Annotated in this window: 6 protein-coding genes; 2 read left to right on the forward strand and 4 right to left on the reverse strand. The window is 37.3% G+C overall.

What is annotated here, in order from left to right:
- Nucleotides 1-171: 171 nt before the first annotated feature.
- Nucleotides 172-2,181 (forward strand): excinuclease ABC subunit UvrB, encoded by a 2,010-nt coding sequence (gene uvrB, locus AC4MRQ_RS23315; protein ID WP_491200135.1) that lies wholly within the window; start codon nucleotides 172-174, stop codon nucleotides 2,179-2,181.
- Between the two features lie 33 nt (nucleotides 2,182-2,214).
- On the opposite strand, the gene AC4MRQ_RS23320 is transcribed toward uvrB, so the two are convergent.
- Both AC4MRQ_RS23320 and AC4MRQ_RS23325 read right to left on the reverse strand, forming a co-directional pair.
- On the reverse strand, nucleotides 2,215-3,075 hold the full coding sequence (locus AC4MRQ_RS23320; protein ID WP_143302693.1) for a sigma-70 family RNA polymerase sigma factor: 861 nt from the start codon (nucleotides 3,073-3,075) through the stop codon (nucleotides 2,215-2,217).
- A gap of 82 nt (nucleotides 3,076-3,157) precedes the next feature.
- Complete coding sequence (locus tag AC4MRQ_RS23325) at nucleotides 3,158-4,633, reverse strand: Do family serine endopeptidase (RefSeq protein WP_491200136.1); 1,476 nt, start codon at nucleotides 4,631-4,633, stop codon at nucleotides 3,158-3,160.
- Nucleotides 4,634-4,904: 271 nt separating this feature from the next.
- Between AC4MRQ_RS23325 and dapF the strand changes: the two genes are divergently transcribed.
- Complete coding sequence (dapF, locus tag AC4MRQ_RS23330; RefSeq protein WP_491200137.1) at nucleotides 4,905-5,690, forward strand: diaminopimelate epimerase; 786 nt, start codon at nucleotides 4,905-4,907, stop codon at nucleotides 5,688-5,690.
- Nucleotides 5,691-5,744: 54 nt separating this feature from the next.
- On the opposite strand, the gene gyrB is transcribed toward dapF, so the two are convergent.
- Both gyrB and AC4MRQ_RS23340 read right to left on the reverse strand, forming a co-directional pair.
- Complete coding sequence (gyrB, locus tag AC4MRQ_RS23335) at nucleotides 5,745-7,709, reverse strand: DNA topoisomerase (ATP-hydrolyzing) subunit B (protein WP_491200138.1); 1,965 nt, start codon at nucleotides 7,707-7,709, stop codon at nucleotides 5,745-5,747.
- Between the two features lie 163 nt (nucleotides 7,710-7,872).
- Nucleotides 7,873-9,451, reverse strand: a 1,579-nt coding sequence (locus tag AC4MRQ_RS23340; protein WP_491200139.1) for a hypothetical protein, incomplete at its 5' end; no start/stop codon positions are given.

Consider the following 9,451-nt stretch of genomic DNA (forward strand, 5'->3'; position numbering starts at 1 on the left):
AAAAGCTTATTTAAAGACACGCTCTCAATATAAGAGTGGTTCGAAGAGAAATCTAAAAACAGTTAACAGAAAACGAAGAAAGAAAAGATAACAATATCTATACTTAAGCCAAAGAGTTGCAATTTGCAACTCTTTTTTGTGTTTTAGAGTTTAAAGTTTATATTCCATAATATGGAACTCAAGATTATTTCAGATTTCAGTCCAACAGGTGATCAACCACAGGCGATTGAGCAGTTGTCACAGGGTATATTTGATACTAGTAAACATCAGTCATTACTTGGAGTAACCGGTTCTGGTAAAACATTCACAGTTGCAAATGTTATTGAGAAGGTTCAACGTCCCACCCTAATATTATCTCATAACAAAACATTGGCAGCTCAGCTTTATGGAGAATTCAAACAGTTTTTTCCAGATAATGCTGTCGAGTATTTTGTATCCTATTACGATTATTACCAACCGGAAGCTTACCTGCCAGTTACAGATACCTATATTGAAAAAGATCTTTCTATTAACGACGAAATAGAGAAGCTTCGACTAAGTGCCACTTCTGCATTATTGTCTGGTCGTCGGGATGTAATTGTTGTATCATCTGTATCATGCTTATACGGTATTGGAAACCCAGAAGATTTTCACTCTGGAGTCATCAAGATAAACAAAGGAATGTCACATTCGAGAAATGCCTTTTTGAGGCAATTGGTTGACAGTCTATATTCCCGAAATGAGGTAATGTTTGAAAGAGGTAACTTTCGTGTTAAAGGTGATACAGTTGAGATCTTTCTTGCATATGCTGATTATGCTTGTCGGATTATTTTTTGGGGTGATGAAATTGAAGAAATAGAGACTTTCCACCCGGAGAATGGTAAGCGCATCGAAGCGATGAATGAAATTACCATTTATCCCGCCAATATTTTCATTACTTCTAAAGAACGAACACAACAAGCTATAAGAGAAATTCAAGATGATCTAACAGCTCATTTAGCCTTTCTGAAAGAAAATAACAAATCGCAGGAAGCCAAACGTCTGGACGAACGCGTCAATTATGATCTGGAGATGATTCGTGAACTCGGATATTGCCCTGGCATTGAGAATTATTCTCGTTACTTTGATGGAAGAAAAGAAGGCACCCGCCCCTTCTGTTTACTTGATTATTTTCCTGATGATTTTTTAATCGTCATAGATGAAAGTCATGTTACAATACCTCAAATTCGAGCGATGTACGGAGGTGATAAATCGCGCAAACAAAACTTGGTTGAATATGGATTCAGACTCCCGGCCGCCATGGATAATCGGCCTCTTAAGTTCGAGGAATTTGAATCCTTAGTCAATCAGATTATATATGTTAGTGCTACGCCAGCCGAATATGAATTAGAGAAAGCAGAAGGGATTGTTGTGGAGCAACTTATCAGACCCACAGGTTTACTTGATCCTGAAATAGATGTTCGCCCCAGTCAAAACCAGATTGATGATCTTATTAATGAGATTAACGACAGGATTGAGAAAAACGAGCGAATTTTAGTTACAACTCTCACAAAGCGAATGGCTGAGGAGCTCAGTAAATATTTAACCCGCTTATCAATTAAATGCGAATACATCCATTCAGATGTTGATACATTGGAGAGAGTTAAAATAATGGAAAACCTTCGGCTTGGAACGTTTGACGTTTTAATTGGAGTTAATCTATTAAGAGAAGGATTAGATTTACCGGAAGTTTCACTCGTTGCGATATTAGACGCTGATAAAGAAGGTTTTCTACGTTCAGAACGTTCTCTTACACAAACAGCAGGTCGTGCTGCACGTAACATTAATGGTCGTGTAATTATGTATGCTGATAAGATTACAAAAAGCATGCAGGCAACTATAGATTCCACCTTGTACAGAAGAGAAAAACAGCTCAAATACAATGAGGACAATAATATTACGCCAAAACAAATAAATAAACAATTAAGCTCAATTATTGAATCTTCATCAAATGCGAAGGCTTACATTGAGCCTGAAGTATCAGATATTGCAGCTGATCCCGTTGTATCTTATATGAGTACCGATGCATTGAAGAAAACAATTGAGAAAACAAGAAAAGAAATGCAAAGAGCTGCTAAAGAACTGGATTTCATTACAGCTGCGCAACATAGAGATGAAATAAAACGTCTCGAAGAATTAATAAACAAAAAAGCCTCGAAATAATTCGAGGCTTTCCTTTTGCATTATATCTATATTTTATCCTAAATACGACTTTAGTAACTTACTTCGAGAAGTGTGTCTTAATCTACGAATCGCTTTTTCTTTAATCTGACGAACACGCTCACGTGTTAATCCGAAACGTTCACCAATCTCTTCTAAAGTCATTTCCTGACAACCTATTCCAAAAAATAACTTAATAATATCACTTTCTCTTTCAGTTAAAGTAGCTAAAGCTCGTTCAATCTCCCTTGCCAACGACTCATTAATTAATGATTTATCAGCATTAGGCGAATCACTATTAACTAACACATCAAGCAAGCTATTGTCTTCTCCTTCCACAAATGGTGCATCAACAGAAATATGACGCCCAGAAACTCGCATCGTATCAGCAACTTTTTCAGCCGGTAGCTCCAACTTGTCTGCTAATTCCTCTGGAGAAGGTTTACGCTCATTTTCCTGTTCGAACTTTGAATAAGCCTTGTTAATCTTATTCAACGAACCAACCTGGTTTAGGGGTAAACGTACAATACGAGACTGTTCAGCTAAAGCTTGTAAGATAGATTGTCTAATCCACCAAACGGCATATGAAATAAACTTAAATCCCCTGGTTTCATCAAACTTCTCCGCCGCTTTTATCAACCCCAGATTACCCTCATTAATTAAATCTGGTAGGCTTAACCCTTGATTCTGATATTGCTTCGCAACAGACACCACAAAACGAAGGTTTGCTCTTGTCAGTTTCTCCAGTGCGATCTGATCACCTTTCTTAATACGCTGAGCTAACTCTACTTCTTCCTCTACAGAAATTAATTCTTCACGACCAATTTCCTGTAAATACTTATCCAGAGATGCGCTTTCGCGATTAGTAATCGACTTAGTTATCTTGAGTTGTCTCATATTCCTTAAAAAAAATCCGGCACAAAAGTACTACATTTTCGGTAGTTTTCCAACCTTTAGTGCCGTTTAGCCGGAAAACATTTTATTCGTTAAGATTAACCGCATAATATACCACTCTTCCGTTTGGATATATTCCCGTCAAGAATAATCCTTCTTTTGCGTTGGTAACAGCAGTTTTAAAATCTTCAACACTCTTTATTACCTGATCATTGACCTTTGTTATTATGTAACCATCCTTTACTCCACTTTGACGTAAACTACCATTTCCTACCTCTGCAACTTGTATACCATATCGAACGCCAAGACGTCGTAAATTATTGCTTGATACTGCTTCAAGTTTTGCTCCTAAAGTTTCATCAAATTTATTGGAAGAAATAATCCCGGTTGTTCCGCGTATATTACGTAAAGTTACAACAAAAGGTTTCTGTTTTCCATCCCTAAGCACAATTAAATTCACTTTCTCTCCAGGACGATGCATACTTACCCGTTCCTGCAATTCCGGAACTGAATTTACACCTTCACCATTTACCGATAGAATAATATCACCAGCCTTTAATCCAGCCTCTTCGGCTCCACCATCCGGTGCTACACTACCTATAAATACTCCCTCTATTTTTTCTATTGTGACATTCAGCTCATCAGTCAATTCTTCCGGAACATTACTTACTTCAATAATACTAACTCCCAACAAGCCTCGTTGAACTTCGCCAAACTCCATAAGATCTGCCACAACTTTTTTAGCAATCGTTACAGGAACTGCAAATGAGTAGCCTGTAAAAGAACCAGTGCGTGAAGCTATAGCTGTATTAATACCAACCAATTCTCCACGTTGATTCACCAAGGCGCCTCCGCTGTTTCCTGGATTGACCGCAGCATCTGTCTGAATAAAAGCCTCAACTCCAAGTGTCTGGTTCTGATTTGCAATAATGTTAATGCTTCGCGCTTTAGCACTAACAATACCTGCTGTTACTGTTGAGGTTAAATTAAAAGGATTACCAACAGCCAATACCCACTCTCCTATTTTTAATCGATCAGAATCACCATAAGGAATAAATGGAAGATCTGAAGCTTCTATTTTAATTACGGCAATATCAGATGTTGGATCAGCTCCAATCAGAGTAGCAGCAAATGTTCTCCTGTCGTTTAATGTGACTTCAATTTCATCAGCTTTGTCAATAACATGATTGTTTGTAATAATATATCCATCTGTGGTTAGAATTACACCTGAACCAGCTCCCATAACCGGCTGTGGCTGCTGACGATATCCGCTACCAGGACCAAAAAAGAAGTCATAGAATGGATTACCTGAATAGTAATCCTTTCCTCTACTTTTTGTTTTAACGTGTACCACAGCGTGAACACTATTTTCCGCAGCTTCTGTTAAATCTGGTAATGTTGCCTGAGTTAAAGTAGATGTAAAATGTCCAACCGATGGGACCTCTTCTTTAATAGTAATAACCTTTGGTTCGCTTTTATTGATGTGCGAGAATACATAAACACCTGTCACGGCACTTATCACCGCAATTGCGAATGTGTAAAAAAACTTTTTTGCATTCATATAAATATTCTTTTAAGTGTTACTGTTAGGTTTAAAAATCTTATAACATATCGCTGTAGTGGTTATAATTGATTTTTAACATTTTTTATATCCATTTAATGTAAGATACAAAATCTAAAGTTTCAATAATTATACCGCATATGAACTTTAACTTGACCTTAACGTTTTTTTGCCAAACATTAAGGTAATTCTGTCATATCAGCGTATTTTTGTAAGCTAAACACGACGTTTTGTCAATTGTTTACTTTTTAATAACAAACAAACCATACAGATGAAGACAATTTCGTTTAGTAAATATCAGGGAACAGGTAATGATTTCGTTATAGTCGATAATAGAAATGGTGATTTTGATGGTGAGAATGTCAAGTTAATAAACCGACTTTGTGACAGAAAGTTCGGTATCGGAGGAGACGGATTAATGCTTCTGGAGAGTCATTCGACATTAGACTTCACAATGAGATATTTCAATAGCGATGGTCATGAAGCTTCAATGTGTGGGAATGGCGGCAGATGTATAGCAGCATTTGCAGTCCATCAAGGTGTTGTAAAAACGCCTGACAGATTCGCTTTTATGGCGGTTGATGGTGAACATCACGCATCCTATAAAGATGACATCGTTACTTTAAAAATGATTGATGTAGATAAAATTACCATAACAGATACACATACTTTTCTGGACACAGGGTCGCCACACCATGTTAAATTTATCGAAGATGTTAAGTCAGTAAATGTAGTCGATGAAGGACGAAGCGTTCGTAATTCTGCAACATATGCTCCTGATGGCACCAACGTAAACTTTGTTAATTTCAATGATGAAAATGAAATAACGGTCCGCACCTATGAGCGCGGAGTTGAAGATGAAACATTAGCATGTGGAACGGGTGTTGTTGCGTGTGCTATTTCTGCTCATCTACAAAAACCTCATTTTTCAGATTTCAATATAAATGTGATGGGAGGAAAGTTAAGAGTGTTCTTCTCTGCCGAAGACAAAACATTCAAAAACATTTGGCTGGAAGGTCCGGCAAAATTTGTATTTAGTGGAACAATCAATGTTTAAGTCATAAAAAAAGAGCTCAAAATGAGCTCTTTCCTTTATATTCTGTTCTGTTTATTATGCATCAATGTTTGCATACGTTGCATTCTCTTCAATAAATTCTTTTCGAGGTGGTACATCATCACCCATCAGCATTGAGAACACTCTATCAGCCTCTGTTGCGCTTTCAATAGTAACCTGACGTAATGTTCTTTCTTCAGGATTCATTGTTGTCTCCCATAACTGCTCAGCATTCATCTCACCAAGACCTTTGTAACGTTGAATGTGCAGAGAACTTTCTTTTCCTCCACCCCAGTCTTCAACTAAGCGTAAGCGTTGATCCTCGTTCCAACAATATGTCTGCTTTTGCCCCTTCTTCACTAAATACAAAGGAGGTGTGGCAATATATAAATACCCGTTTTCAATCAAGGATTTCATATACCTGAAGAAGAAGGTCATGATAAGTGTTGCAATGTGGCTACCGTCCACGTCGGCATCACACATGATGACTATCTTATGGTAACGCAGCTTTTCCAAATTAAGAGCCTTACTATCTTCCTCAGTACCAATTGTTACTCCCAGTGCGGTAAAGATATTTTTGATTTCGTCATTCTCGAAAACCTTATGCTGAAGGGCCTTTTCAACATTCAGAATCTTACCACGTAGCGGTAAAATCGCCTGAAATTTACGGTCTCGTCCTTGTTTTGCGGTTCCACCCGCAGAATCTCCCTCAACAAGGAATACTTCACAGGCAGCAGGATCTTTATCAGAACAATCGGCCAATTTACCTGGTAATCCTCCTCCACTAAGTACACTTTTGCGTTGAACTAACTCTCGGGCTTTTCTTGCTGCATGTCTTGCCTGAGCCGCAAGAATCACTTTGCTAACAATGTCTTTGGCATCCTTTGGATTTTCCTCCAGATAGTTTGTCAACATTGTACTCACTGCCTGATCAACAGACAAACTCACCTCTCCATTACCCAATTTTGTTTTGGTTTGTCCTTCAAACTGCGGTTCTGCCACTTTACCCGCAATGACAGCGGTCAAGCCCTCACGAAAGTCATCTCCGTTAATGTCGAATTTTAATTTGCTCAACATGCCAGATTTCTCTGCAAATGACTTTAATGTACGTGTCAAACCACGACGAAAACCTGTCAAATGAGTACCTCCTTCAATCGTGTTGATATTATTAACGTAGGAATAGATATTTTCTGAGAAAGACGTATTATAGAGAATTGCAATCTCAACAGGAATTTCATTTTTCTCTGTTGAAATATGAATAGCCTTATCGATTAATTTCTCACGTGATTCATCAATAAACTCAACAAATTCTTCAAGTCCTCTCTCTGAAAAATACTCTTCACTTTTAACCTCTTCATTCTCATCCAACTCACGCTCATCGGTTAAACGAATTTTAATGCCCTTATTCAAAAAGGAAAGTTCTCTTAATCGGTTGGCAAGAATTGAAAATTTATATGTGGTCGTATTAAAAATAGAATCATCTGGTCTAAATGTAACCTTGGTTCCTGTGCGATCAGTCGTACCAACTTCTATGATTTCAGTGACAGGCTTACCAACAGAGTATTCCTGAGTATGGATTTTTCCACCACGATGAACCTCAGCCTTTAACATTGTTGACAAGGCGTTAACACAAGATACACCAACACCATGTAAACCACCTGAGACTTTATATGAATCTTTATCGAACTTACCTCCGGCATGAAGAACAGTCATAACCACCTCTAAAGCTGACTTTCCTTCCTTTTCGTGAAAATCGGTTGGAATACCACGACCATTATCACTAACTGTAATTGAATTATCTTCGTGTATAACTACTTCAATGGAATCACAATGGCCAGCCAATGCTTCATCAATCGAGTTATCAACCACCTCATACACCAAGTGGTGCAGTCCTTTTTCACCAACATCACCGATATACATCGCAGGACGCTTACGAACAGCTTCCAGACCTTCTAAAACGGTAATACTACTGGCGCTATATTCACCTTGTTTATTTAAATTCTCATTTACCTGATCACTCATCTTATATTCTTTTGAAAAGCGTAAAAAAACCGGCTTAACCGGTCAAGAAAGTCCTTCCTTTCGAAAGACTCACAAATATAGCAAAAATCATCATTTAAATCGTTTTTAAATGATGATTTTTAAATGCAAATTAGCCAGTAATATTATATCTTTTCACATCTACTTAAAAAGCATAAATAACCCCAGCTTTTGCATTTAAACCTTGCATCGGATATCCATTCCATTTATAATACTTGGTAGCCGCCAGATTGTTTACTGAAACCCAAAACGACCACTGTTTACTAAAGTAATATTCGCCTCCAATATTTAAATCTACTACACCCTTCAATTTCTTTACCTGATCTTCTTCTGAAATATCAAAAGCCATTCTTTCACCAAGGTATTTAACTCCAAGTGATGCATAAACGTTCTTTAATACATTAAAATTAGCCCTTGCTCCCAACTCCACTTCTGGCATATGCCAGGCTTCCTTCAAATCATCAAGGTTCCAACCATAATAGGCTCCTTCCAGATTAATTTCTACCCCAGCCTTAGGTTTGTATAACAATTCTCCTTTAACGGTCAGTAAAGAACCATCATCATATACCACATCAAAAAGGTTTGAATGATGATAATTGCCCATAACCTCAGGTGAAGGTGGTGGGAGCTGGTAGTTTTTGTTAATCCAAAAATGTTCATTATTAAAAAAACCATATTCAACACCTGCCGCAAATGATGTGGAAGAACTAAAGTTACCCTTAATTCCTGCAATCAAATTTAACCCATAAACTGATGACTTAACATTAACATCGGGTGATGCGAAAATATTTTCGTATTGAATGCTCCGGTAATCATTAAGATTGACCTTACCCGTAATACCACCATAGACAGTAGCAATTCCTTCAACAACAGTTAGCTCACCTAAAATATCAGGTGTAAGATAAAACTCATCACCTTGTGTATCAATAACACCAGCAATTAAGAGTCCTACTTTTAAACGAGCACGATCAAAATTAAAATTTAATGAAGGATTAACTTTAATAATTGTTTGCGAACGATCATTGAAAGTGAACATTGGACCTATTGTATCTGGTACACTGGTTTTATATCCACCAATTAAAGCTTCAAGCCCAAATCCAATATTGTTGACAGGACGATATAATGTGCCTCCAATATTAAAACCAAGTTGATTAACTCCAGTTCGGTTGCCAAATGCATCTATTTCGCCATTTATTGAGTATTTTGTCTTTCTCTCATCTGATTCATTATTAGCAATTCCAATACTAGCCTTGAAGCCAGATAACCTTTGTTTGTCATCAGGAATAAGGTCATTTCCGGGAATTAAGTTACCTGTTCCATTGCCTGTCGATAGCCAATAAGTATTATCTGAATTCAGTGTTTGAAATCCATAATACCTATATGTATTGTGAATAAAGTCAATATTGACATTCAAGGTTTTATCATCGAAAAAATGCTTAAAATCGGCAGCTGCCCATGTGTTTCCGTATGGAGCATCTGCTGTTACATCATTTTCTAATGTAATATCACCAAAGGAACTTAAATGCCCCACATTAAGCCCAAGTACATATTTCTCATCAGCTAATATATTATAGCCCAACTCCCCTAAGAAAGTACTATAATTACCAACTCCACCTTTTATATAAGATTTGTGCAAATACTCTTTTCTTGATGTATTGATCTTTGCAGGTGACAATGTGGCCGGTTGATAATTTGTTTCAACCGAAGCACTCAATATTCTGTAA

It is taken from the genome of Carboxylicivirga sp. (assembly GCF_982718395.1).

Bases quoted from the DNA above. Each gene is read 5' to 3' on its own strand.
- uvrB (WP_491200135.1), top strand. From the start codon at position 172: ATGGAACTCAAGATTATTTCAGATTTCAGTCCAACAGGTGATCAACCA.
- AC4MRQ_RS23320 (WP_143302693.1), bottom strand. From the start codon at position 3,075: ATGAGACAACTCAAGATAACTAAGTCGATTACTAATCGCGAAAGCGCA.
- AC4MRQ_RS23325 (WP_491200136.1), bottom strand. From the start codon at position 4,633: ATGAATGCAAAAAAGTTTTTTTACACATTCGCAATTGCGGTGATAAGT.
- dapF (WP_491200137.1), top strand. From the start codon at position 4,905: ATGAAGACAATTTCGTTTAGTAAATATCAGGGAACAGGTAATGATTTC.
- gyrB (WP_491200138.1), bottom strand. From the start codon at position 7,709: ATGAGTGATCAGGTAAATGAGAATTTAAATAAACAAGGTGAATATAGC.